Origin of the sequence: Bradyrhizobium sp. sBnM-33 (assembly GCF_032917945.1) — a bacterium.
Lineage (GTDB): Bacteria > Pseudomonadota > Alphaproteobacteria > Rhizobiales > Xanthobacteraceae > Bradyrhizobium.
Genome location: NZ_CP136624.1, coordinates 1086046 through 1109822, shown reverse-complemented (window position 1 = coordinate 1109822; position 23777 = coordinate 1086046). Strand labels below are relative to the sequence as shown.

Below are 23777 nucleotides of genomic sequence, written 5' to 3'. Positions count from 1 at the left end.
GCACAAACACAGTGGGGCTGATTAGGCTGAAGTCAGGCGATCGATCGCGAAGAAACAGCGACGATCTGATCGTCAGGCATGCGGCGACCGTGCGACGCGTTGAGCAACTGCCGGACGCGCAAGGCCGGTACCGGCGGGCTGAACAGATAGCCCTGCGCTTCCGTTACCGCCCCGTCGGCGCTGATCAATTCGAGTTGCTCGTTGGTCTCGATGCCCTCGACCACAACCGACATTCCAAGATCGGCTGACAGCCGCGCCACGCCGCGCAGCAGCGTCAGCGGACGGTCGCTATCGATCCCTTCCAGGAAGGAGCGGTCGATCTTCACCTTCTGCAATGGGAAGTTGTGCAGATAGCTGAGGCTGGAATAGCCGGTGCCGAAATCGTCCAGCGAGATCCGCACGCCGAGCGAATGCAATTGCGACAGCACGTCGTGGGTCAACTGCGTGTTACGCAGCAGCGAGGATTCGGTGATCTCGATTTCGAGCCGGTTCGCCGGCAGGCCGGAGACTTCGAGCGCGTAGCGGACCTCGCTCAGCACGTCGCGCTGATGGAACTGCTGCGGCGAGAAGTTGACGGCAACGCTGACAGCTTCGGGCCACTTCATGCATTCCATGCAGGCCTTGCGCAAAATCCAGCGGCCGAGATCGACAATCAGACCCATGTCCTCGGCGATTGGAATGATGTCGGTCGGCGACACCGTGCCGCGGACTGGATGATTCCAGCGTATCAGCGCCTCGCAGGTCGATATCCGGCCCGACTTGAGATTGACCAGCGGCTGGAAGAACAGTTCGAACTCCTCGTTGGCCAGCGCCTTGCGCAGGTCCAGTTCGAGGATACGGCGGGATTCGACGATTTGCGCCATCTCCTCCCGGAAGAAGCAAAAGGTGCCGCGGCCATCGGCCTTGGCGCGATAGAGCGCCATGTCGGCATTCTTGAGCAGCGTGTCGGCGCTGACGCCGCGCGAGGTCATGGCAATGCCGACGCTGGCGCCGATCTCGACCAGATGGTTGTCGATCTTGTAGCGCTCGCTCAGGCGATCGACGATGCGCCGCGCGAGACCGGCGGCGTCGTCGGGGGACTGGATGTTCTGCTGGAACACCACGAACTCGTCGCCGCCGAAGCGCGCCACGAAATCCTCGGGCCGCAGCATTTCACGCAGGCGACCGGCCACCGCGCACAGCAACTGGTCGCCGCAGGGATGGCCGAGCGTGTCATTGACCTGCTTGAACTGGTCAAGGTCGACGAACAGCAGCGCCGACAACTGTTCGGCGCCCTGCTGGGCTGCCAGAAGATGTCCGATCTCGTCGCGGAAGTTGACCCGGTTGGGGAGCTCGGTCAGTTCGTCATACCGCGCCAGATGGCTGATCTTGGCTTCGGAGTTGCGCCGCTCGGTAATGTCTTCCAGGAGCACGACTGCACCGCCGCCGGCCATCGGCTGGAAGGTCCACGATAGCGAACGGTTTCTGGTGAGATCGGGGTCCGCGGTGACGACGTCCATGGCCTGTGAATTCTCGATTTCGGCGAGGATCATTTGTCCACTCGCCGCCGAGATCGATCCGGCACTCACGCAGGCGGCGATGATGTCGGGCGCGCTCGCGCCCTGCTGCACGAGATCTTCGGACAGGTCCATCATTTCGCAGAAGCGGTGATTCATCACCGCAAGCTGTCCGTCGCCGCGGAACATGCACAGACCGTGGGGCATGTTGTTCAAGGCGGTATCGAACTGTCCGGCGAGCGCCGCCTCGCGCTCGCGCGCCAGAAGCGCCCGCAAGAATATGCCGTGCAAATTGGCCGACATCTGCATGACAACGATAAGGAATGCCGCGGTGATAACCGACATGGCGATGTAATAGGGCGTACCACGCAGCGCCAGCGCGATCACGGTTGGACCGAAGGCAAGTGCAGCCTGCAACTGGAATATCCATTGCCGTCCATAGGCCCTGCCTGCGCCTCCCGATAGCACCCCCGTGATGACGGACAAACAGATCATATGGGCGACGGCATCGTCGCTGCTCAGCATGGTGACGGCGCCCCATATGCCCATTGCAGCGGCCTGGATCATCGCCCCGATCTGATATCGCTTTTTCCACCGCTCAGCTTCATCGGCCGTCAGGTTCGCTTTGCACGCTTGGTACCGTTGCAAATCGAAAGCCCGGATCGCACCGGCGAGCAGCAGAAGCCCGACACATGCCCAGATCAGATTTTCGCCGGTCTTCAGCGCGGTCAGGCTCGCCGCGACGACCAGGAAGAAGATGCCGACGTGCACCGGACCTTGAGTTTCGAACAGCGAATCGATCAGCGCCGCCGCAATCTTCGGCGATATCTGTCGCTGGTCCGGCTCTCCGCTCTGATTGGCGAGCTGCATATTCGGGGTACGCGTCCTGTTAGGGGTGCGTAGTTCTACCCTTCTCAGATGAAGCCTTTCTGAGGGAACATCGTTACCGAGATGTTGCTTTTATTCGGCGCACGAAAAATATGCCTGAGAAATCAGCAGGCTAGGCAATGTTTGCCGGTTAATGATAGGCCGTCCGCGTAGCCCGGTTCCGTTACGACAACAGCGGCGACCACGCCGGATCGGAGGCGAAACCGGGCGTTGGTACGCGCAATTCGTTGCGACCGGAAATATCGACTGTGTACAGCGACGGCCCGCCGCTGCCGCCGGGATCGCGGAAGAACATGATGACCCGGCCGTTCGGCGCAAAGGTCGGCCCTTCATTATGGAAGCCGGAGGTGAGGATGCGTTCGCCCGAACCATCGGTCTTCATGATGCCGATGGCGAATGCCCCGCCGCCCTGCTTGGTGAAGGCGATGTAGTCGCCGCGCGGCGACCACACCGGCGTCGAATAGCTGCCCTCGCCGAATGAAATGCGCTGCGCGCCGCCGCCGGTGGCCGGCATCACGTAAATCTGCGGCTTGCCGCCGCGGTCGGATTCGAAACAGATCCGGCTGCCGTCGGGCGAATAGGACGGCGAGGTGTCGATTGCCGGCGTATCGGTCAGCCGCGTCGTCGATTTCGAACGCAGGTCCATCACGAACAGGTTGGAATTGCCGCCCTGCTGCAGGCTCATGATGATGCGCTGGCCGTCCGGCGAGAACCGTGGCGAGAACGACATGCCGGGGAAATTGCCGACGATCTCGCGCTGCCCGGTCTCGACATTGAACAGATAGACGCGCGGATCGCCCTGGCCGAATTCCATGTAGGTGATTTCTTGCGTCGACGGCGAGAAGCGCGGCGTCAGCACCAGATCGGAGCCTCTGGTCAAATACCTGACATTGGCGCCGTCCTGATCCATCAGCGCCAGCCGCTTGACGCGGCGCTCTTTCGATCCGGTCTCGTCGACGAAGACGACACGGCTGTCGAAATAGCCCTTCTCGCCGGTCATACGTTCGTAGATCTGGTCGGAGATGATATGCGCGATCCGCCGCCAGTATTCCGGCGAGGTGAAGTATTGCTGGCCGGTGAGCTGCTGGTTGGTGTTGATGTCCCAGAGGCGGAATTCCGCTTTCAGGCGGCCGTCGCCCTGCCGCGTCATCCGCCCCGTCACCAGCGCCTGCGCGTTGATCTGCTTCCAGCTCTGGAATTGCGGCGCGACGTCGATATTGGTGATGCGCTCGATGAAGGCGGCTTGATCGATCGGCGCGAACAGTCCGCTGCGTTTGAGATTGTTGGTGATGACCTGGGACACGCCGACGCCGACCTCGGCATCGCCAGGCGTACCTGCGACAAAGTTCGGGATAGCGATCGGCGTTGGTGCAGCTTCGCCGCCGGTGACAGGAACGCGCGCTTGGCCGAACGCGTTACGGGCGCCGCTCAGAAGTAGACCGGTCGACGCCAACCCCGCCGACAGAAGTTGACGACGATCTATGCGGAACGATGCATTGGTCAGCTTGTGCTCGCGTGACATCTTTTTCTGCTCTTAACTTTCCAAGCCGCTAGCGATCTCTATTATCGAAAACGGGAATGAATGCTTGCCATTCGGCGAAAAACTGCGGAGGCAGGCGATAGGGCGCGCACTCAATGATTGCGCGCAGGCCGCTCTCGAGGAAAACACGCTGGAAGGGGCTGGTCGGTGAGGTAACCGCAACGGGCATCGCCTCAAGCGAGCCATCCTTCTTCAGCTTGATATTGTATTCGACCTCGATCCGCGCCGCCTCGATGCCGCCATATGGCTGCTTCCAGCAGCGCAGAACCTGCTGCCTGAACATCGCGCCCCATGTCGCGGAATTGTTGGCGGCCGCACCCTTGGCCGTGCCGAGGGCCGCATTCGAATTCAGAGTGTCGCCGGTCGTGGCCTGACGCGACGGATCACGCTTGTCGAGCAGGGCCGCGATCTGGTTCTGATCGAAGTGCCGCTCCACGATCCGCTGCTTCGGCGGCTCCGGCGGCGGCTTGGCGGCCTGCACCGGCGGCTTCGGCGGCGGCTTCTTCTCTTCCTTCTTGATGGTGTCGCCGATCTGATCGACCTTCGGCGGATCGGGCTTTTTCTCGACCTGCTTGGGCTCTTCCTTCGGCTTCTCGTCGACCTTCGGCGGATCGGGTTTCTTTTCGACCGGCTTCTCGTCGACCTTCGGCTGCGGCGGCGGCGCGGTCTCGGTTACGACCGGCGCCTTCTCGGTGATCTTCCCGACGGCGTCATCGACCGGCTTGGCCTCGGCGACCTTCTCGACCAGCGGCTTCGGGTTTTCCTTCTTGCCCGTCTTCATGCCCGCCATGACCTTGGCAAGCTCATTGGGAGAAATCACATCGACCGCTACCGAATCTTCCGGTGGCATTTCGAGGGCCTTGGTCGAGACAGACACCATCGCCCACCCCAGCACGAGGACGTGTAGGGCAACCGACGCAACCAGTGTCTTGTCGACGTCCTTGAGCTTCACTTGAGCTTTCCCGCTCCGCCGTCAATCGTCGCGCGCCGCTTCATGGCTCAGGAGCCCTGCTCCGGCACGATGACGATATTCGCCTTGAACCCCGCCGTCCGAATATACCCCAATAATTTCATCATATCCGTGTAACAAACGTCTTTGTCCCCCCGCAGGTATACCACCCTCTCGGCCTCCGATCTGGTCTCCTTGATCGCCGTTATCTTGGGCAGGAGCTCATTGGCCGGAATCAGCGTATCCCCGAGATAGAGCTCGACGTTGGAATTGCAGGCCCCGCCGGTGCGCTTGACCGACAGCGTCAGCGGCGGCGCGTTGGCTTGCAGTTGCCTGCCGCCGCCGGCGACGGGCAGATCGATATCAATGGTCGAGGTCATCAGCGGCGCCGCCACCATGAAGATGATGAGCAGCACGAGCATCACGTCGACCATCGGCGTGACGTTGATCTCCGCCATCACGGCGGCGCGACGACGGCCGCGGCGTCCACCGCCGCCTCCGGTCGAACCTGCCATGTTCATCGCCATGATCTTGATCTCACGATGCGCTCGTCATTTGCCGTCCTCACGCCCGCTCGTCGATCTGGCGGGACAGGATGGCGGAAAACTCGTCGGCAAAACCTTCCAGCCGCTGCGCCTGCCGGTTCACCTCGGACGTGAACTTATTGTAGAAAATCGTCGCAGGGATGGCGGCTATAAGACCGATAGCGGTCGCAAACAGCGCCTCCGCGATACCGGGCGCAACGACCGCCAGCGAGGTGTTTTTCGAAGCCGCGATCGACTGGAAGCTCGACATGATGCCCCAGACGGTTCCAAACAGGCCGACGAACGGTCCGGCCGATCCGACGGTCGCCAGCACCAGAAGCCGCCGCTCCAGCCGCTCGACCTCGCGGGCGATGGAGACGTTCATCACCTTCTCGATCCGCATCTGCAATCCGGCAAAGGAGCGCGACTGGCTCTCGAACGAGCGCTTCCACTCGCGCATGGCGGCGACGAAGCACGCCGCCATCGATTGCGTCGGCTTGGCCGACAGCGCGCGGTAGAGTTCCTCGATCGACTGTCCCGACCAGAACGCCTGTTCGAAGCGGTCCATCGCGCGCTTGGTGCGGGAATAGAGGAAAATCTTGTCGATCGCGATCGCCCAGACCCAGACCGAGCAGGCGAGCAGGCCCAGCATGACCGACTTCACGACCCAGTGGGCCTGCCAGAATAGCGCGATCAGCGACACGTCGGCCGAGACGAGCGGCAAGGCTGACGGAGCCACGTCGGCGGGATTCATGAGTAGTATCCTCTCAACGCAAGTATCCCTATTTCCTCCGGGAGCAAATGGCCGCCGGTTCCACAGCCGCGCGTCGGGCGCGGCGATATGCGCCAGCGCGAGAGCCTGTTTCCTGTCGCATGGGGGGCCCGCCGAAAGCGGGGCCTTGCTTCCCCTGCCAACATGTCAAAACGAGGGCTGCCAGCGCGTCATTCCGTCCCTAACCAGACGCTAAGCTTGGTTAACGTTCGGTTACCAATAGGGAATTCCATTGCCGGAAGTCCAGTGCGGCCGGGCGCTTACGGCCGGGAGCCGGGTTCCATGGGCCCACCCGATGGTTGCGAGGCGGCCGTGGCCTCGCCATTCGGGATGCGGAGGCGTGGGCGAGCAGACGAGCGACACAACTCTCTCCATCGTCATCCCCCGCGAACCATCGTCATCCCCGCGAACCAGTACGCCGCGGCTTCTCGATCAAGCGTTGGCGTCTCTAGAATACTGGGTCACCCGCCTTCGCGGGTGACGACATCTGAATGTGCGTTCGCGATCTCGCCACATCATCTGCGCGAGTTTTGCTTTCAACGTCCCGCCCTCTTGTTCAGAGGGCGCAGGAAAGACCGGGTGCGCGCCGCAACCGCGGTCTCGTGTGCCATTGCGCATCAAGAGAACGCACACGAGCATACAGGTACAGCGGGAGCATCCCGGCCTTCCCTGCGCAATGGCTTTACGGCTTACTTCGTGCTCTCCCCGGTGAACGGCTTTTTTGCCACCGTCGCCCCAGAGAAGCTTCGCTTCCAAAGGACTTAACGCCAGCACCGCGGCGCCAGAACCACACTTCGCCGTACGCGTCGGGCGCGCACCGTCTAGCGCACCTCTCGCGTCCATCGCATCTCACCGCACGTTCGTGACGATCGCGAGCCGCCCCTCCATCGGGTGAGACGGGCGGAGTTATGCGACTGATTTGCCCCTCGCGTGAAGCGAAATATTTTTGATTACCGGGCTTGACACCATTTCGGAAAATCAGAAGTGATTTGCCCGTCGGGTTATCTTGCCGCGGCCGGCTGCATCAACTGTGCTTGTGCGCGAAGCAAATCAGCTCGCAGCCGTAGGATAGGCAACGCGAAGCGTGCCCACCCTCACGCAGCGCGATCCCGGTCAATGCCGTCATCATTCAATGAAACGTAGAGCGGATACGCGAGGCCCGATTGCCCTGCTCGCACGCTCGCCTTGCCGCTGGTAGAGGCGCGATCTAACATGGTCACTCAAGCATAATAATCCTGCGGGCCTGAACCGCATTCCAGGGAGAAGACCATGAAGCCATTCATGATGGCCGTAGCGCTTGTTGCCGGCATCTCCGCCAATGCGGCAAATGCCGCGCCGCTGCCCGAGGCAAAGCCGGATGACGTCGGATTTTCGCAGCAGGGACTGGCCCGCCTTGACGATTTTCTTGCCCGGGAGATCGCCGCGAAGCGTGTGCCCGGCGCCGTGGTCGCGATAGCCCGCGACGGAAAGCTCGTGCAATACAAGGCGTACGGCCAGCTTGATCCGGTGAAAGGCACGCCGATGCCGCTGGATGCTGTGTTCGCGCTTGCCTCCATGACCAAACCGATGGCCGCCGTCGCGGGTCTGACACTTATGGAACAGGGCCGCTTGCCGCTTCGGGCAAAGCTTGCGGACTACTATCCCGCGTTCGCCGAGATGAAAGTGGGCGTGCCGCAACCCGACGGTTCACTGAAGTTCGATGCTCAGGTTTCGCCGATCTACATCCACGATCTTTATCGACACACATCTGGGCTGATGTATGGAGGACGCCCAGACAGTTCGAGCCCGGTCGCGCGTCAGTATCCGGAGGGCACCGCACCGGCGATCGAAGGCGATACCCAGGCCTTCATCGATCGCATCACAAAGCTGCCGCTGGCGCACCAACCCGCTAGGGTTTTCGAGTACGGCTTCTCGATCGACGTGCTCGGCGCGGTCGTTGAAAAAGTCAGCGAGCAGCGGCTTGGCGATTACTTGGCCAGCAATGTATGGCAACCACTCGGTATGAAGGACGCCACATTCCACCCAACAGAGGCGCAGCGCGCGCGTCTCGCCCGGCCATTTCCCAATGACCCGCTGACGGGCAAGCCGCAGGCGATCAAGCTTCTCGATACGCCAACCAAGTTCGACTGCGGCGGCGCGTGCGCGTTTGCGACCGTGGGCGACTACCTACGCTTTGGACAGATGCTGCTCAATGGCGGCGAGCTCGACGGCCAGCGCATTCTCGGGCCCAAGACAGTGCACCACATGATCTCCAACCACCTTGGGCCGGAGATCAAGAACAACGTAGCTAATGTGGAGCCGCATCGCGGTGGCTTTAGCTTCGGCCTTGGCGTGGCCGTACGCACCAGCGAAGGTCTGTCGTCAGTGCCGGGCAATCCTGGCGAGTTCACCTGGAATGGCGCCTACGGCACGCAGTTCTTCTGCGACCCGAAGGAGCGCCTCGTCGTCGTCGTGGGAACGGCGGCACCCGGCGAACTTCGGAAGTACTACCGCGAGCAGGTGCAAGATATCGTCTACGGCGCTATGGTGCGGTAGCAGTCCGTGGGGTGGGAAAAGCCACCGTGTTGCGCGAACGCGCGCGGTGACAGGCTCCGCGTGCCCACCATCGAGAACACAATCGATGCGAAATGATGGGCACGGCGCACTCGCGCCTTTGCCCACCATTGCATGCACAGGCCAAGCCTGGCGGCCTCACGACGTCGTGCCTGCCTGATTCGAGTTCGCTTGGAACGTGACCTGCGGCCTAACGTTGTACCGCTCCAGCACGAGCTGGTACCGAGGTCGCGCCATGAAGCGCCCTCAATAGCGCTGACCAGTGAGTGGCGCGGCCCTCAATCCAGAACGGAGGAGGTTACGCCATGGATGCATTGCGCATTTCCCGCCGGCAATCGATCGCCGGCCTATCGGTCGCAGGACTCGCGGGACTACTCATTCCACCTGCCTATGCCCAGCAGAAGCGCGAGACCACGGGGGTCGGAATCGGCAAGAAGGGAGCAGCGATCGACGACGAAGACATTCTCACCTTCGCGCTGAATCTCGAATACATGGAAGCCGAGTCCTATCTGCGCGCAACCACCGGCAAGGGCATCAGCGATACCGATGCCGGTATGGATGCCGGCAGAGTCGTGGGCGGACACGAGGCCCAATTCAAGGAGAAGGCGATCCGCGAGTTCATTGAAGAGACGGCGGAGAACGAGCTGGCCCACGTTCGCTTCTACCGCAAGACGCTTGGCCGAAACGCCATTTCACGACCCGCGATCGACTTCGACGCCGGCTTCAAGGCTGCTGCTCAGGCTGCCGGATTGCCTGCCGATTTCGACCCATTTGCCGACGACATGTCGGTCCTGCTCGGCGGCATGCTGTTCGAAGACGTCGGCGTGACCGCCTACGCGGGGGCAACTCCCCTGCTCAAGAAAAAGGAATTCGTGGAAGCGGCGGCCGGAATTCTTGCTGTTGAGGCCTACCACATGGGAATGGCGCGCTCCCAGCTCTACATGATGGGCGAGAAGGCATGGGACGCCGCCAATGCAATCTCGGATGCACGGGATAAAATTGACGGGACCCCCGAAAAAGAAGACCAGGGGATCAGAGTCGACGGCAAGGCCAACTTCGTGCCTTCGACCCCCGACGCGATTGCGTTCACGCGTACGCCGCAAGAGGTTCTGCGTATCGTCTATCTGACCGAGAAGGCCGGTGTCAGCAAAGGCGGTTTCTACCCGAACGGAATGAACGGAGAACTCAAGACGACCTGACTGCGATACGCACTCTGCCGCACGTGTTCCAGGGATCGACGGGCTTTCGTCGCTTAGAAGCCTCAGGTGCGTAATTGCGCACCTGAGGCCCCGCCTTTTGGCACGCGCTACGATGTGCAATTGCACATCGCTGCTGCATCATCCTTCGCTGCGGTTGCTGCCGCCGCGGGGCGTCGTGCGCAATCCAGGTGGTGATCGTACCGGCATCCGCCCGCGCCGGCTGTCCGGGCGGGCATTCAAGCTAGCGTGGTGCCTCAGTATTGCCATCGGGCTTGCCTGCACGGTTCTGAGGCCCTGTGTAAGCAATGCGCCAGATGGTGCCGCCGGTATCGTCGGCAACGAGCAATGAACCGTCCTTGGCGATCGCAAGCGCGGCAGGCCGGCCCCAGATCTCCGCCCGATGCATGCCGGACACCCAGAAGCCGACGGCGAAATTCTGGTACCACCCTTGCGGACGGCCATCCTTGAACGGTACGAACACGATCTTGTAACCGGTTGGTTCGGATCGATTCCACGACCCCTTGAGCGCAACAAAGGCGCCGCCGCGGAATTCGGGCGGAAACTGTTCGCCATCGTAAAACACCAGATCCATCGCCGAGGAATGCGCTTCGAATAGAAGGTCGGGCTTGATTGAAGCCTTGACCTTGTCCGGTTTCAACTTGGCGAAACCCGGCTGCGGGTGCTGACCGATATATGCGTAAGGCCAGCCGTAGAAGGCGCCCTTCTCGACACGCGTCAGATAATCGGGCGGAAGCCGGTCGCCGAGGCCGTCGCGCTCCTGAACCACCGCATAGAGATCGCCCGTTCCAGGTTCGAAGGCGAGCGCCGTCGGATTGCGCAATCCGGAAGCGAACGTAGCCTGGTTCGCGCCGTCGGGATCGAAGCGCTGGATCGTCGCCTTGACCTCTGGTTCGACACCGACATTGCCGGACGAGCCGACGCCGACGAACAGTCCGCCAGTCTTGGGGTCGATCGCGAGATGGCGGTTCGTATGGCCTTGAACGATGCCGAACACGCCCTTCCTTGTGATCATTTCCTCGCCAACCACGGCGGGCGAAGGTTTGCGCTGATCCGGCGGCACATCGGCAGCCTTCGGCTGCTCGCCGCCGCGCCCCGCACGCAATGCGCCAAGCCGGTGCGGTACTTTCCAGATCCCGTCCTGATCCGCGACCAGGACGTGATCGTCCCGCCAAGCGAGTCCGTAAGGTTGGTTGAATCCCTCCGCGTGGCGCTGAATCCAATCGGCCTTGCCGTCCCCGTCCTCATCGCGCAGCAATGTGAGATAGCCCGCCTTCTGTTCGGCCAGGAGCACGTCGCCGTTCGGCAGCACAAGTAGACGCCTCGGATGCTCAAGGCCGGTCATGAAAGCGGTCGTGGTGAAGCCTTCAGGGACGCGGGGAGTTTGCCCGTCATGGGGAATCACAAGGGAACGGCTGCTGACGATCGGGCCGGTCTTCGGGGGCGGCAGGTCCTCCGCCTTGACCGTGAACCGGCGTCCAAGTTCCTGGTCGGGCAACAGCGCCGGGTCCGTCGGCTTTTCTGCCGGGGGCTGAGCGGCGGGCGCACTTCTACGCTGAGCCCAGGCTGGTGCAAGCGCGAAGCCAATCGCAACAAGAGCTGCCGTAAGGGTCACGAGGCGGGAAGAAGGGATTTTCATTGTGAGCCTCCCATAGAAGTCGAGTCAGGCTTTTCGAATTTAAGACACATGAGTGCGGCGCGCCTTCGGCCGATCAGTAATCTGTCTTTAATCGTCTTTGCTGCCGCCCAGACATTCATTGCTGCGCCGCTGTGGTCGTGGCACAGCCAATACACCCTTCTGTTAGAAGCGGGCATCAGCGCAGGCACCGTTTACGGCGCCGTACGCGTTGGGGGCAGTTCTAGTAACCGCCTCCGGCGCCTCCACGACCACCCCTGCCACCGGGTGCACCGGGCGCTCGGCCTCTGCCAGCGGCTTGGTAATGGCGACACCAGCCGTTAGCGCTGATGCGTCCCTCGACGATCGCGCAGCTCCCTCCGCGGAAATTAACGCAGCCGGCGCAGCGCTGGTCGCCATTTGGACTATCACGATACTGGGCCGATGCTTTGCTGACTTTTCGCCGGCCGCGTATCTCTTGCAGCAGCCCGTCATCTACTGGCAGGGGCGTAATCGGCGGCGCCGCCCATGCCGGCAGCGCCGTCCCGGCAAGTGCCGCGCCACAAAGGGTTCTTCCAATAAAATTGCGACGCGAAATGGATTTCTTTTTCGAGTGGTCGCTCACGGGTGTCCTCCGGGGTTGTGGAGGGACCATTCGCGGTCTTCCAGACGATCAAAACAATTTACTGAGGGACGCGTTGTTCCTCGCATTGCCGAGCTTTCCTTTGCAGCGAGGTCACGCAGATCGCTGCCTACGGCCGGACAGCGCCAAGCGAGGGTGCCCTTCCACAAAAATCAGGGCAGCCATATTACCTCTTCTTCCCGCCTGCGCTGTTCGAGGACGTCGGTGTGACTGCCTGTGCTCCGCGTGCTCACCGTCAGGCGGCGATCGGGGATGGATGGTGGGCGCAGCGCGGGATCGCGTCGCGCTCAGGCCGGCACCGAGGCTTCTGGGCAATTGGTCAACCGCGCGGGAACGCCGACGGCGGTGCAGCCGGGCGGCACATCGCGCTCGACAACTGTGCCTGCGCCGATTTTGGCGAAATCGCCGACGGTAACGTTGCCGAGAATGGTCGATCCGGCGCTGAGCAACACTCCCCTGCCGATCTTTGGCGCGCGGTCCGGCTCCGAATGTTTTCGGCCGATGGTGACGTTTTGTAAAATCGTCACCTCGTCGCCGATCACGGCAAAGGCGCCGATGATGATGCCGGTGGCGTGATCGAGAAACGCCGACGTGCCGATCGAAGCGGCGGGGTGAATGCTGACCTGAAGCTGATCGGACGACAGGCTTTGCAGCAACAGCGCGAGATCGTTGCGGCTCTGGCGCCGGAGCCAGTTGGAGACGCGCCAAGCCTGCAGCGCGACATAACCCTTGAAGTTCAACAGCGGCGGCAGAAGCGTTGTGGTCGCGGGATCGTGAACGGCGATGCTTTGCAGATCGCGGCTCGCCGCGTCGATCAGATCAGGTGAGCATCTGAAGGCGTCACGGGCAAGCTGCGCAAAACGTGCATGATCCGCCGGAGCCTTGCCGAGCCGCGCGCCGATCTGGTGCGACAACGCGCCGCCGAAATCGGGATGAGCTAAAATGGCTGATGATAGCGCAGCGCCGAACACCGGGTCGCGCAGCACCGCGCTTTCCGCTTCAGTGCGGATCGAGTTCCAGAGCTGATCGACAGACACCATTTCATTCACTGCCCTGCATTAGCGCGTCCATACAATATAGAGCGGCCGCTAGGCGCGCCAGCAGGCGGTGCTGACTTTGGATGAACTGGCTTGCCATGGGCCGTTGCTCCACCTCTCCCGCTTGCGGGGGAGGTCGGATCGCATCGATAGATGCGATCCGGGTGGGGGAAGCTCTCTCCATACGGGCAGTGTGACTCGCGGCGGCACCCCCACCCCGGCCCTCCCCCGCACGCGGGAGGCTATCGCATATGCGGTCATGTAGTGGTTCGGTGTGTCCACAAACTCGTCATGCCTGGGCTTGTCCCGGGCATCCACGTCTCGGTCCCCGCGCGAAAAGACGTGGATGGCGGGACAAGCCCGGCCATGACGATGCGGAAACTTGAGCGCTCGCGAGCTCAGCGCCGTCATATGCGACAGCCCTGCCCGCAAGCGGGAGAGGGAGGCTATCCCGCCGCGGCTGCACCTCGACCCTGTCCGCGCTCAAAGCAGTATCAAAAAACAAACCGCCCACCTGCGGGTCGCAGATGGGCGGCTGTATCGCCACCAGGCATCATGGGGGCATCACGCCTGCGGCTGAACTCCTCTTGCCGTTGACGATCAGCCCTGCTGCGGTTGGTCGTTCGGCGGGGTCGGACGCTGCTTGTGCTGCGCCATGAAGGCGTCGAACTCTTCCTTGTCCTTGGCGTGGCGCAGGCGCTCGAGGAAATTCTTGAACTCGACCTGCTCTTCTTCAAGCCGGCGCAGGGTTTCCATGCGGTACTCGTCGAAGGCGCGGTTGCCGCTGGAAGGCGGGCCGAAGCCGAAGCCGCCAAAGCCGCGGCGCTCCATGCGGTCGCGCATCCGGTCCATTTTGTACTGCATCCGCTCCATCTTGTTCTGCCAGCGATCACCGTTGCTCCAGCAACCCATTCTTCTGCTCCCTAATGTGAATAAGAGAAGGGCAAGACCGATCGGCCACCAAATGATGAAGCCGAGGATAGTCACCACGATCCAGCCGGGGTGCCAGGGGCTCTCAAGCATATGCGGTCGATAGGTCTGTTCCGTCGGACCGCGCCATCGATTGACATCTGCGGTGTAGGCCATTTCCCTCTCCATGACGGCGATCACGCCGTTGTGAATGTAAATAACATTTACATACCTAAACCATCCCTCGTTTTTGTCAAGCGGGCGGCTGGCCGCACCCTCCAAAATTATTTGATCAGGCGTGGGAGGCAGCGAAGTCAAAACGCCAGGCACCGAAGGCGCAGCAATTCATCGAGAGACGGACTGAACCCAAACAGCCAGAAGCGCCAGATCGGCAGCGTGGCCATTGCGAGACCAAGACCAAAGATCGGGTACATCAACGCTGGCGGGAGCCGGCTCATGGCGGCTTCCCCCACCTCCCCGCCCTCATGATCAGCCACCCGATCACGATCATGGCGATGCCCCAGATGGTGAATCCGATATCCCATATCGGCCAATGCTCGCGCGCCACCGTCTCGTTGACGTGGTGAATGCCAAGCAGATGATGATCAACGACGCCTTCGACTGTGTTGAAGATGCCAAAACCGAGCAGCATCGTGCCGACGAGTAGCTTGCTCGACCAATAGAGATGCGCGCGGTGAGCGGCGCGCCACAACAGAAACAGCCCGATCAGCACGAAGACATAAGTGGCGCTATGAAAGATGCCGTCCCATCTTGTGTTAAGTTCGAGGTTCTCGAGGTTATTTACCGGGTACCAGTTGCTCAGCATGTGGTGCCACTGCAGCAACTGATGCAGAACGATCCCGTCGAAAAAACCTCCAAGGCCCAGGCCGAGGAAAATGCCTGCTGCAACCGGGAAAGATCGTTTTTCGGTCACGCCAAGTGAATTCGCGCCCGCTGTTGTCATAGCCGGAGTCATCCCGTTAGGGACGTGCAACAGGGGAGATCAGCGCGAGTTCCTCAGATGGAGCCATCAAATCGCGGCTATTTGGGCTTGCCCCAAGGACCCGAAGGTCCGTTGCCGGCGGGCGGCACCGGCGGCGGGCCGGCGGGCTTCTGGTCGGAAGCCCGGCGGTCGGTCGGGAAGCCGAGGCCGCGCAGATAGATCAGAACTTCCGCTTCCAGGAGATCTTCCGGCGACATCGGCAGTTTGCGGCGCGCCGCATCGCCACGGCCGAACAGCGAGGCCACGCCGTGCGCCATCGACCAGATGTGCAGCGCCATCATCATCGCCGGTGGCCGCGGCGTTCCGGGCGGCGTCATCGCCGCCAGCCGCTCGGCGGCGGCGCGGATAATGGCGAATGCGCGCTCGCTCGCGGCCATCAGTGTCGGGTTGGAATCGACTGGAATCCCGGATTCGAACATCGCCGAATAGAACGCCGGCTCGTTGCGCGCGAAGGCGAGATAGGCCTTGCCGACCCGCTCGAACGCGGTGACGGTGTCGGGGCGGCCGTCGTCCCAGGCTTGCACGAGCATGGCCTCGAACTGCTCGAAGCCACGTTGCGCGATCGAGGACAGCAATTCGTCGCGATCGCGAAAATGGCGGTAGGGCGCGGCCGGACTGACGCCGGCCATGCGTGCGGCGTCGGCAAAGGTGAAGCCGGCCGGGCCTTTTTGCGAAATCAGGTCGAGCGCCGCCTGCAGCAATGCCTCTTTCAGATTGCCGTGATGGTAGCCACGCTCGCCGCGGCGGTCCTTTTGCCAACTCATGTTAAAGGCTTTTACATGAGCGAGGCACAAACGTCACTTAATTTGAAGCCGTTAACTGGTGTTCATCAAGATTAACGGCCTGCGGGGCGGCGCAAATTCCGACCATTCTAGGTGCCCCGGGTCTAACCGCCCGGGATCGGAAGGACCGGCATGATCTCCACGCGCTCGCCGGGAAAGACTGTAAAGTGCGGGTGGTTCTCGAACATTTTTGCGGCGTCCTCATGCGAGCCGGCGCGCACCACCATGAAGGCGCCCATCTCGTTTGCGATGTCAGCAATACCGTTTGCATCGACTTTCTTGGTTTTGCCGAGCGGGCCACCCATGGCGGCGATCGCCGCCTGGTGCTTTTCGACCCAGGCCTTCCACGCCGCGATTCCCTGCTGCTCCTTGGCGCGCCGCTCAGCCTCAGGCAACGCATTCCAGGCCGCCATTTTCGCATTGGTCTTGCTGCCGAGGAAGACTGCGAGGAACGTATCGTTGGTGCTCATGAGGTTCTCCTCCTTTGCGGTTTGACTGATTGAGATAGACTGTCGATTTGACGGCACGCGCAGCCCAATTGCAGCGCCTCCAGGGTTCACCGCGCCTTATGCGCATTTCCCTTCTGCAATTCCTCGAAGCCTTTCGCCGCCTGCTGCACTTCCTCGGAGAAATCCTCGATTTCCTGCACCTGGCGAATTTCGATGACCTCGTTTTCGGAAGCCGGGCACTTCTTCGCCCACTCGATCGCCTCCTCGCGCGACTTCACATTGATCATCCAGTAGCCGCCGAGCACTTCCTTGGCCTCCGAGAACGGGCCGTCGGTAACGACGGGCTTGCCGGTGGCGAAGGAAACCCGCGCGCCCATCGAGGGCGGGTGCAGCCCGTCGAGCGCGATCAGGACGCCAGCCTCCTTCAGCGCCTCGTTGTATTTCATCATCGCCTTGACGCGCTCGGGATCGAGCTGGACGTCCGGCGGTGCGGTCTCATAGCCCAGGGGGATCATCAGCATCATGAATCGCATGGTGGGGTCCTTGTTCGGGTGTCGTCATTCCGGGATGGTCCGAAGGACCAGACCCGGAATCTCGAGATTCCGGGTTCGATGCTTCGCATCGCCCCGGAATGACGATGGTAGTTATTTCTTCGCGGTCTGCGCCCGCAGCCGCTCTTCCTGCTCGCGCAATTCCGGCGTGAGGGCTTCGCCGAAATCCTCGGTCGAAAACACCTGGCGGATTTCGACCTCGTCGCCGTCGCCGAACGGCGCGCGCTTCATCCAGTCGATCGCCTCATCCAGCGATTTGGCGTTGATCAGCCAGAAGCCGGCGACGAGATCTCCCGAGAGCGGGAACGGACCGCGGCTGGCACTGCCCTGCCCGCCCTGATACTTGATCCGTGCGCCCTTCGAGGTCGGGTGCAGACCCTCGCCCGCTTCCATCATGCCCGCCTGGACCAACTCCTCGTTGAACTTGCCCATTGCGGCCAGTTGTTCCGTACTCGGCATCACGCCGGCTTCCGAATCCTTGTTTGCCTTCACAATCACCATGAATCGCATCGTCATTCTCCGTATTGATCTTCTTGGGCCAGCCACTGCCGCGTCGGCCTTCGTCAACAAGACGCGCGGGCTTTTACGAAGCCGACATGTCAGTGGAAATTATTTTGGCGCTATTCGAGCCCCGGGCGCGGTGCAGCAAGCTACCTAAGCTTGATTCGCCGCAGAACCGGGGGCCCGTCGCTATGAGACGTAGTGGGCCCCGGCCCTTCGCGCCACATCGCGTCCGGGAACAAAGCAAAGTGTGCCGCTACCCCGGCTGCCTGACGAACTTGCCTTCCTGGTAGGCCGCGCCGAAGTAGACGTCGATGCGCTTCACCTTGTCGCCGTCGAAGACAAAGAATTCGGTATTGCGAAAACTCTTTCCGCCCTTGGCAATGCAACGATAAGTCACGAAGGCTTCATCGCCGTCGACGAAAATCCGCTCGAGCTCGTGCCTTTCGATCCAGTCGCTGTTCTGCCAACATCGCGCGAAGTAGGTGGCTTTATCGATATTGTCATCGAACGGACTGGTGAAACGGAAGTCGTCGCTGAAGGCATCCTCGACGAACTTGCGATCGTTGGCCAGATACGCCTTGAAAATGGCGCGGATCGTCTCCGCCCTGCTCGCTTCGGCCATTCAACGCTCCTCCCTCAAGGCTCCTTGGGTACCATCTGGAAATAGGGCTCGGCCTCCTTCAGCACACGCGCGACGGAGGGGCGCGCCTTCAGCCGCTCGAGATAGGCGCTGAGGTTTTTCTGCGCTTCGCCGAACGGCACCGCCATATTGCCGTAGAACAATGACGGCATTGCCGCGCAATCGGCGAGACTGAAATCCTCGCCGATTGCCCAGCCGCCGTTTTCCACCTGCTGCTCGATCATGCCATAGGAAGTGTGCAACTGCGCCCGCGCCTCCTCGACGCCGTGCGGGTCCCGCCTGCCCTCTGGCCGCAACCGGTCGAGCATGATCTTCTGCATCGGCAGATGCACATAGAGATCATAGAAGCGGTCGCGCAGCCGGGTCTGCAGAGCCCGGGTGGGATCCTCGGGAACAAGCCGGACGCGGCCGCGATAGTGCTGATCGAGATATTCGACGATGATGCTGGATTCCGGCACGGTCTGATCCCGCGCATCGTCGCGCAGCACCGGGAACTTGCCGATCCCCCACAGCTTCAGCAGCGCGGCGCGCTCGGCCGGATTGCCGAGATCGACGAGATTCGGCCGGAACGGAATGTCGTTCTCGTAGAGCGCGATCAGCGCCTTCCAGCAGAACGAGGCCAGCGGGTGGAAGTGCAGCGTCAGCGACATGGAAGCTCCGGTTTGCTGGTTGCAAGACGATCTGCGTCTGGTGACGCCGACATTTATGGCGCCGGCACGTAGCGCAGGATCACGATGCCGGTGGACAACGGCCGGCTGTCGAGCAGCTTCAGTTTGACCTTTTCGCCCGGCTTGAACAGCGGCGTTCCGCCGCCGAGGATGACGGGGCTTAACGCGATACGGAACTCGTCGATCAGCCCGTGCGGGATCAAGCTGCTGGCGAGATCGGCGCTGCCGAACAGAAAGATGTCCTTGGCGCTGTCGCGCTTCAGCCGCGCGACGGTCTCCGGCACATTGGCGCTGAACATCTGCGTGTTGTTCCAATCGGATTTCTTCACCGTGCGCGAGAAGACGTATTTCGGCGCGGCATTCATGAAGTCGGCGACCTCGCCGGTCGCGCTCGGCCAGTGGCCCGCCATCAGCTCATAGGTGATGCGGCCGAACAGCAATCCGCCGGCGGCGTTCATCTGCTCGATCGACAATTGCTCCAACTCCTTGCCCCACACGTCGGAATGCCAGGAGATGTCGCGGTTGGGGCCTTCAACGAAGCCATCCAGCGTCATCAGGTTCCACATGATCAATCTCGCCATCTTCGATCTCCCTTTAACTGATTGCGAAACGCAACCGGTTGCATCTTGATCTAACTGGTGCAATATTGCAAGCGGTTTTTTGAGGCGCGCCTTGGCGCCTGCCCAGGAGACGACCATGACTGATGCCCAGCGCTCCGGATGCCCGATCAATCTTTCGCTGGAAGTGCTCGGCGACAAATGGAGCTTGCTGATCATCCGCGACATGATGTTCGGTAACCGGCGGCATTTTCGCGAGCTATTGACCAAATCGGAGGAAGGCATCTCCTCCAACATTCTCGCCGACCGGCTCAAGACGCTGCTCGAGCAGGGCGTCATCACCCGCGAGGACGATCCCACGCACAAGCAGAAGGGAATCTATTCGCTGACAGAGCAAGGTATCGAGCTCTTGCCCGTTCTCGCGCAGATGGCGGCCTGGGGTTACAAATATCTACCCGTCAGCGAGGAACTCGGCATTCGCGCGCGGCTGCTCAGCGAGGGCGGACCGAAAATGTGGGCCGAATTTATGGACGAGCTACGCGAGAGCCATCTCGGCGCAAAGCGGCGCAGACGTAGCGGTCCTTCAGTCGGTGAGCGACTGCAGGCAGCGTATGAAAGCGTCGTGAACGGAAGGTAGTCTTGGGGTTCGCGGCCGCATGCTCGTTAAGCTGGTGTGGCGCGCGGGAACATCCTGAAGATCAGCATTACGCCGCGGTGTGATCCGTCATATTACGGAGAACAGCGTTAACGGATTCTTTTTGCCTCCCGGTCAACCGTAAAAAGGCAACGAGGCTCGGGTGAACTGGACGACGGCCTCAACATCTTACCGCCATTTGGATGAGGCCTACGGTGTTTCAATTTCTCAAGAGCTCCTCGACAGACAAAGCGCTTGCCGACGCCGTCGGCCGCTCGCAGGCCGTTATCGAGTTCGGCATGGACGGCACGATTCTCACCGCCAACAACAATTTCCTCAAAGCCCTCGGCTACTCGCTCGGCGAGATCAGGGGCAAACATCACAGCATGTTCGTCGACCAGTCGGAGCGCGACAGCGTGGCGTATCGCGACTTCTGGACAGCGCTGAAGCGCGGCGAATACCAGGCCGCCGAATACAGGCGGATCGGCAAGGGCGGTAAGGAAGTCTGGATCCAGGCGACCTACAACCCCGTGCTCGACGGCAGCGGTAAACCTTGCAAAATCGTGAAGTTCGCGACCGATATCACCGCCCGCAAGATCAAGAGCATGGAGGACGCCGGCCAGATCGCCGCGATCAGCCGCGCGCAGGCGGTCATCGCGTTCGAGATGGACGGCACTATCGTTACCGCGAATGACAACTTCCTGAAGGCACTTGGCTACACGCTCGCCGAAATTCAGGGCAAGCATCACAGCATGTTCGTCGATCCGTCCGAGCGCGGCAGCGCCGCCTACCGGCAGTTCTGGACGAGTCTCAACCGCGGCGAAAACCAACAGGCCGAGTACAAGCGGATCGGCAAGGGCGGGAAGGAAGTCTGGATTCTCGCCTCCTACAATCCCGTGCTCGACGAAAAGGGCAAGCCGTTCCGGGTGGTGAAATTCGCCACCGATGTCACCAGCCAGAAACTTTCGACCGCCGATCTCGCCGGCCAGATTGCCGCGATCAGCAAGTCGCAGGCCGTGATCGAGTTCAACATGGACGGCACCATCATCGGCGCCAACCAGAACTTCCTCCGGACGGTCGGTTACTCGCTGGACGAGATCCGCGGCCGGCACCACAGCATGTTCGTCGAACAGACAGAGCGCGACAGTGCGCCCTATCGTGAATTCTGGGCGGCGCTCAACCGCGGCGAATATCAGGCGGCCGAATACAAGCGGATCGGCAAGGGGGCTAAGGAAATCTGGATCCAGGCCTCCTACAATCCGATCCTCGACCTCAACGGCAAGCCGTTCAAGGTGGTGAAATACGCCGCCGATACCACTGCGCAAGTGCTTGTCCGTATGGGCAACGAGCGCGTGCGCGGCATGATGGATTCGGTGGCGGCAGGCGCCGAGGAACTGAACGCCTCGGTGCGGGAAATCTCCGAAGCCATGACCAAGTCGCGCGAGACGGCGGCAACCGCGGTCGGGCGGGTCGAAGCGGCCGACGCCCAAGCGCAGCGGCTGAACGAAGCGGCGCAGGCGATGAGCGGCATCGTTGAGTTGATCGGCAACATCACCGGCCAGATCAACCTGTTGGCGCTCAATGCGACGATCGAATCGGCGCGCGCCGGCGAGGCTGGACGCGGCTTTGCCGTGGTGGCTTCCGAGGTCAAGAACCTCGCCACCCAGGCCAAGCAGGCGACCGACAAGATCGGCCAAGAGATCGGCAATCTCAACGGCATCTCCGGCGACGTCGTCGGCGCGCTCGACAGCATCAAGAGTGCGATCCAGAGCGTCAGCGAATATGTCACTGCTACCGCAGCCGCGGTCGAGGAGCAGAGCACGGTGACCGGCGAAATGTCCTCCAGCATGCAGCGCGCCGCCGCGGAAGCGAAGGCGATCGCGCAGCGCGCGGGCGGTTAGATACGATCATCGAATGCGTGAGGTACGGGACAGCCGCCCGTACCGGATTTGCTATGCCGGGGCTCGGCCGGGCAGCGCTGAATTCTGCATCATTGTCGCCGGGACATGCGACGGGGCCTGGGCTATAGGAGCGGGAAATCTTTCCTCTCGCCAACGGACCCGCCATGGCCCATTCCGCGCAAAAAGTTGTTCTCGTCACCGGCGCCGCGCGCGGCATCGGGCTTGCGACGGCGAAACGCTTTCTGGCCGACGGCTGGCAGGTGGCGCTGCTCGACATCGAAGGCGAATTGCTGCGCGGCGCGGTCGCCGGCCTCGCCGACCCCGACAATACGCTGGCGCTGCATTGCGACGTCTCCGACACCCAGGCAGTCGCGAACGCCGTGGCGGCAGTGAGCGAGCGTTTCGGCCGGCTTGACGCACTGGTCAACAATGCCGGGATCGCGGTGTTCGCGCCGCTGCTCGACACATCGGATGACGACTGGAACCGCATCCTGCAGGTCAACCTCACCGGTCCGTTCCTGTGCGTCAAGGCGGCGGCGCCATTGATGCGGGAACATGGCGGCGGCGCGATGGTCAACGTCACCTCAATCTCGGCAGTGCGCGCCTCCACGCTGCGCTCGGCGTACGGCACCAGCAAGGCGGGGCTTGCGCATCTGACCAAACAGCTCGCAGTCGAATTGGCTTCGCTCGGCATTCGCGTCAATGCCGTGGCGCCCGGCCCGATCGAGACCGCGATGGCAAAACAGGTCCACACGCCGGAAATTCGCGCCGACTATCACGACGCCATTCCGCTCAACCGCTACGGCCTCGAAGAGGAACTGGCGGAAGCGATCTTCTTCCTGTGCAGCGATCGCGCAAGCTACATCACCGGGCAGATCCTCGCCGTCGATGGCGGTTTTGATGCCGCCGGCATTGGTCTGCCGACGCTGCGGGGCCAGCGGCGGAACGGGTAGTTCCTCAGTGGCTATGTTGCTTTGGAGTGCGGATCAGAACCCAGTCAGAATGGCTTTGGCTGGCGGTCCATCATTGCTGGATCGAGGAGGCAGGTCGTTGTTCAGCGCGCCGCGATGCAGCAACACCGTCCTTTCTAGTGGAACATCCGGTCTCATGCTCGGCGTTCCCAGTGCGAACGCCGTCACGAGCAGTAAAACGCCCGCGCAGATTATGCTGAGAAAAAGATGATCCATCAGGCCAGAACGAAGGGCTGCACTATTCGTTCCACGACTGCGCGGACCATTTCGATGGAGCAACGCTGCGCATCTCAGTGAGCGTAAACGGGCAGAGGTGAAGGTCGCGGTTCCGCATTCGCTTCTGAAGCCACGCTGGACGCGTCGCTTTGCGATCCTGCTGGCGCGCGCGCCGCACTCGCCCCGCCAGGCCGGCACCGTTATCGAGGCCGCCGTCTCCGGCGCGGACGCTTGACCAAACCTTGCCACATATCTCAGGGTAACTGGGCCAGGAGGGGCCGTGCTGACGAAGGAGCCGCACATGGGAATTGCGCTCATCAAGCTCATCGTTGTCGCCGCCGCGCTAGTCGCGGCGATCGTGCCGGTGCGGGCCGAGATCCGCATTCTCGCCAGTCCCGGCGGACAGGTCGGGCCGTTTCTCGAACTGTTCGATCGCGTGCGCGAATCCGGCGAGCGGGTGGTGATCGACGGGCCATGCCTGTCGGCCTGCACGCTGGTGCTCATGACGGTGCCGGCCGAGCGCATCTGCGTGACCCGCCGCGCGGTGCTCGGATTTCACGCCGCGCGCTCGATCGACGGCCGCGGCCGGATCTATGCTGAACCGGAAGCCTCGATTGCGGTGCACGCGGCTTATCCGGCGCCGGTGCGGGACTGGATCAGCCGGCGCGGCGGATTGAACTCACGGCTGCTGCTCCTGCGCGGGCGCGAACTCGCCGCGATCTATCCGAGATGCAGGTGAGATTTCGTAGGGTGGGCAA

At 61.9% G+C, this 23777-nt stretch carries 25 protein-coding genes; 7 read left to right on the top strand and 18 right to left on the bottom strand.

Annotated elements, in window-relative coordinates; translation table 11 throughout:
• Positions 1-32: 32 nt before the first annotated feature.
• The 5 genes from RX328_RS05235 to tolQ form a co-directional block, all read right to left on the bottom strand.
• A complete protein-coding gene (locus RX328_RS05235) occupies positions 33-2366 on the bottom strand; it encodes a putative bifunctional diguanylate cyclase/phosphodiesterase (RefSeq protein ID WP_213253247.1) in 2334 nt (777 codons plus the stop codon).
• A 181-nt stretch (positions 2367-2547) separates the two neighbouring features.
• Positions 2548-3906, bottom strand: a complete 1359-nt coding sequence (gene tolB / locus RX328_RS05230; protein WP_213253246.1) for a Tol-Pal system beta propeller repeat protein TolB — start codon at positions 3904-3906, stop codon at positions 2548-2550.
• A 28-nt stretch (positions 3907-3934) separates the two neighbouring features.
• Entirely contained in the window at positions 3935-4876 is a 942-nt protein-coding gene (locus RX328_RS05225; protein WP_213253245.1) for a protein TolA, read from the bottom strand.
• A gap of 47 nt (positions 4877-4923) precedes the next feature.
• Positions 4924-5400 (bottom strand): biopolymer transporter ExbD, encoded by a 477-nt coding sequence (locus RX328_RS05220; RefSeq protein ID WP_213253244.1) that lies wholly within the window; start codon positions 5398-5400, stop codon positions 4924-4926.
• 37 nt (positions 5401-5437) lie between these two features.
• Positions 5438-6151: a protein TolQ gene (gene tolQ, locus RX328_RS05215; RefSeq protein ID WP_028351338.1), complete on the bottom strand. Its 714-nt coding sequence runs from the start codon at positions 6149-6151 to the stop codon at positions 5438-5440.
• Between the two features lie 1287 nt (positions 6152-7438).
• Here tolQ and RX328_RS05210 point away from each other — a divergent pair.
• Positions 7439-8704: a serine hydrolase domain-containing protein gene (locus tag RX328_RS05210; RefSeq protein ID WP_213254014.1), complete on the top strand. Its 1266-nt coding sequence runs from the start codon at positions 7439-7441 to the stop codon at positions 8702-8704.
• A 509-nt stretch (positions 8705-9213) separates the two neighbouring features.
• Positions 9214-9921, top strand: coding sequence for a ferritin-like domain-containing protein (locus RX328_RS05205; protein ID WP_249726912.1), 708 nt, complete (start codon positions 9214-9216; stop codon positions 9919-9921).
• A 241-nt stretch (positions 9922-10162) separates the two neighbouring features.
• On the opposite strand, the gene RX328_RS05200 is transcribed toward RX328_RS05205, so the two are convergent.
• The 13 genes from RX328_RS05200 to RX328_RS05145 form a co-directional block, all read right to left on the bottom strand.
• Positions 10163-11578 carry a PQQ-dependent sugar dehydrogenase gene (locus tag RX328_RS05200; protein WP_213254016.1) on the bottom strand — a complete coding sequence of 472 codons (1416 nt, stop codon included), beginning with the start codon at positions 11576-11578 and terminating at the stop codon, positions 10163-10165.
• Positions 11579-11798: 220 nt separating this feature from the next.
• A complete protein-coding gene (locus RX328_RS43245) occupies positions 11799-12209 on the bottom strand; it encodes a twin-arginine translocation signal domain-containing protein (RefSeq protein ID WP_409410877.1) in 411 nt (136 codons plus the stop codon).
• A gap of 275 nt (positions 12210-12484) precedes the next feature.
• A complete protein-coding gene (locus RX328_RS05195; RefSeq protein ID WP_213254018.1) occupies positions 12485-13237 on the bottom strand; it encodes a serine O-acetyltransferase in 753 nt (250 codons plus the stop codon).
• Between the two features lie 597 nt (positions 13238-13834).
• The gene (locus tag RX328_RS05190; RefSeq protein ID WP_213254068.1) at positions 13835-14320 is read right to left on the bottom strand and encodes a DUF2852 domain-containing protein; all 486 of its coding nucleotides are present in this window, start codon (positions 14318-14320) and stop codon (positions 13835-13837) included.
• 137 nt (positions 14321-14457) lie between these two features.
• A complete protein-coding gene (locus RX328_RS05185) occupies positions 14458-14601 on the bottom strand; it encodes a hypothetical protein (RefSeq protein ID WP_213254019.1) in 144 nt (47 codons plus the stop codon).
• The gene (locus tag RX328_RS05180) at positions 14598-15107 is read right to left on the bottom strand and encodes a DUF2243 domain-containing protein (protein ID WP_213254020.1); all 510 of its coding nucleotides are present in this window, start codon (positions 15105-15107) and stop codon (positions 14598-14600) included. The genes RX328_RS05185 and RX328_RS05180 overlap by 4 nt, the downstream gene beginning before the upstream one ends.
• A 77-nt stretch (positions 15108-15184) precedes the next feature.
• The gene (locus RX328_RS05175) at positions 15185-15910 is read right to left on the bottom strand and encodes a TetR/AcrR family transcriptional regulator (RefSeq protein ID WP_213254021.1); all 726 of its coding nucleotides are present in this window, start codon (positions 15908-15910) and stop codon (positions 15185-15187) included.
• Positions 15911-16032: 122 nt separating this feature from the next.
• On the bottom strand, positions 16033-16398 hold the full coding sequence (locus tag RX328_RS05170; protein WP_213254022.1) for a hypothetical protein: 366 nt from the start codon (positions 16396-16398) through the stop codon (positions 16033-16035).
• Positions 16399-16484: 86 nt separating this feature from the next.
• Complete coding sequence (locus RX328_RS05165; RefSeq protein ID WP_213254023.1) at positions 16485-16910, bottom strand: YciI family protein; 426 nt, start codon at positions 16908-16910, stop codon at positions 16485-16487.
• A 111-nt stretch (positions 16911-17021) separates the two neighbouring features.
• Positions 17022-17438 carry a YciI family protein gene (locus RX328_RS05160; protein WP_213254024.1) on the bottom strand — a complete coding sequence of 139 codons (417 nt, stop codon included), beginning with the start codon at positions 17436-17438 and terminating at the stop codon, positions 17022-17024.
• Positions 17439-17685: 247 nt separating this feature from the next.
• Positions 17686-18054 (bottom strand): nuclear transport factor 2 family protein, encoded by a 369-nt coding sequence (locus RX328_RS05155; protein WP_213254025.1) that lies wholly within the window; start codon positions 18052-18054, stop codon positions 17686-17688.
• 14 nt (positions 18055-18068) lie between these two features.
• The gene (locus tag RX328_RS05150) at positions 18069-18722 is read right to left on the bottom strand and encodes a glutathione S-transferase family protein (RefSeq protein WP_213254026.1); all 654 of its coding nucleotides are present in this window, start codon (positions 18720-18722) and stop codon (positions 18069-18071) included.
• 53 nt (positions 18723-18775) lie between these two features.
• The gene (locus RX328_RS05145; RefSeq protein ID WP_213254027.1) at positions 18776-19321 is read right to left on the bottom strand and encodes a dihydrofolate reductase family protein; all 546 of its coding nucleotides are present in this window, start codon (positions 19319-19321) and stop codon (positions 18776-18778) included.
• A gap of 115 nt (positions 19322-19436) precedes the next feature.
• On the opposite strand from RX328_RS05145, the gene RX328_RS05140 reads away from it, so the two are divergent.
• The 5 genes from RX328_RS05140 (at position 19437) to RX328_RS05120 (ending at position 23758) form a co-directional block, all read left to right on the top strand.
• Positions 19437-19934, top strand: a complete 498-nt coding sequence (locus tag RX328_RS05140) for a winged helix-turn-helix transcriptional regulator (RefSeq protein WP_213254028.1) — start codon at positions 19437-19439, stop codon at positions 19932-19934.
• A 212-nt stretch (positions 19935-20146) separates the two neighbouring features.
• Positions 20147-21832, top strand: coding sequence for a PAS domain-containing methyl-accepting chemotaxis protein (locus RX328_RS05135; protein WP_312018087.1), 1686 nt, complete (start codon positions 20147-20149; stop codon positions 21830-21832).
• Between the two features lie 164 nt (positions 21833-21996).
• Positions 21997-22785, top strand: coding sequence for an SDR family NAD(P)-dependent oxidoreductase (locus RX328_RS05130; RefSeq protein WP_213254030.1), 789 nt, complete (start codon positions 21997-21999; stop codon positions 22783-22785).
• Between the two features lie 331 nt (positions 22786-23116).
• Positions 23117-23254 carry a hypothetical protein gene (locus tag RX328_RS05125; protein WP_213254031.1) on the top strand — a complete coding sequence of 46 codons (138 nt, stop codon included), beginning with the start codon at positions 23117-23119 and terminating at the stop codon, positions 23252-23254.
• A gap of 66 nt (positions 23255-23320) precedes the next feature.
• Positions 23321-23758, top strand: a complete 438-nt coding sequence (locus tag RX328_RS05120; RefSeq protein ID WP_213254032.1) for a hypothetical protein — start codon at positions 23321-23323, stop codon at positions 23756-23758.
• The last annotated feature ends 19 nt before the right edge of the window (positions 23759-23777 follow it).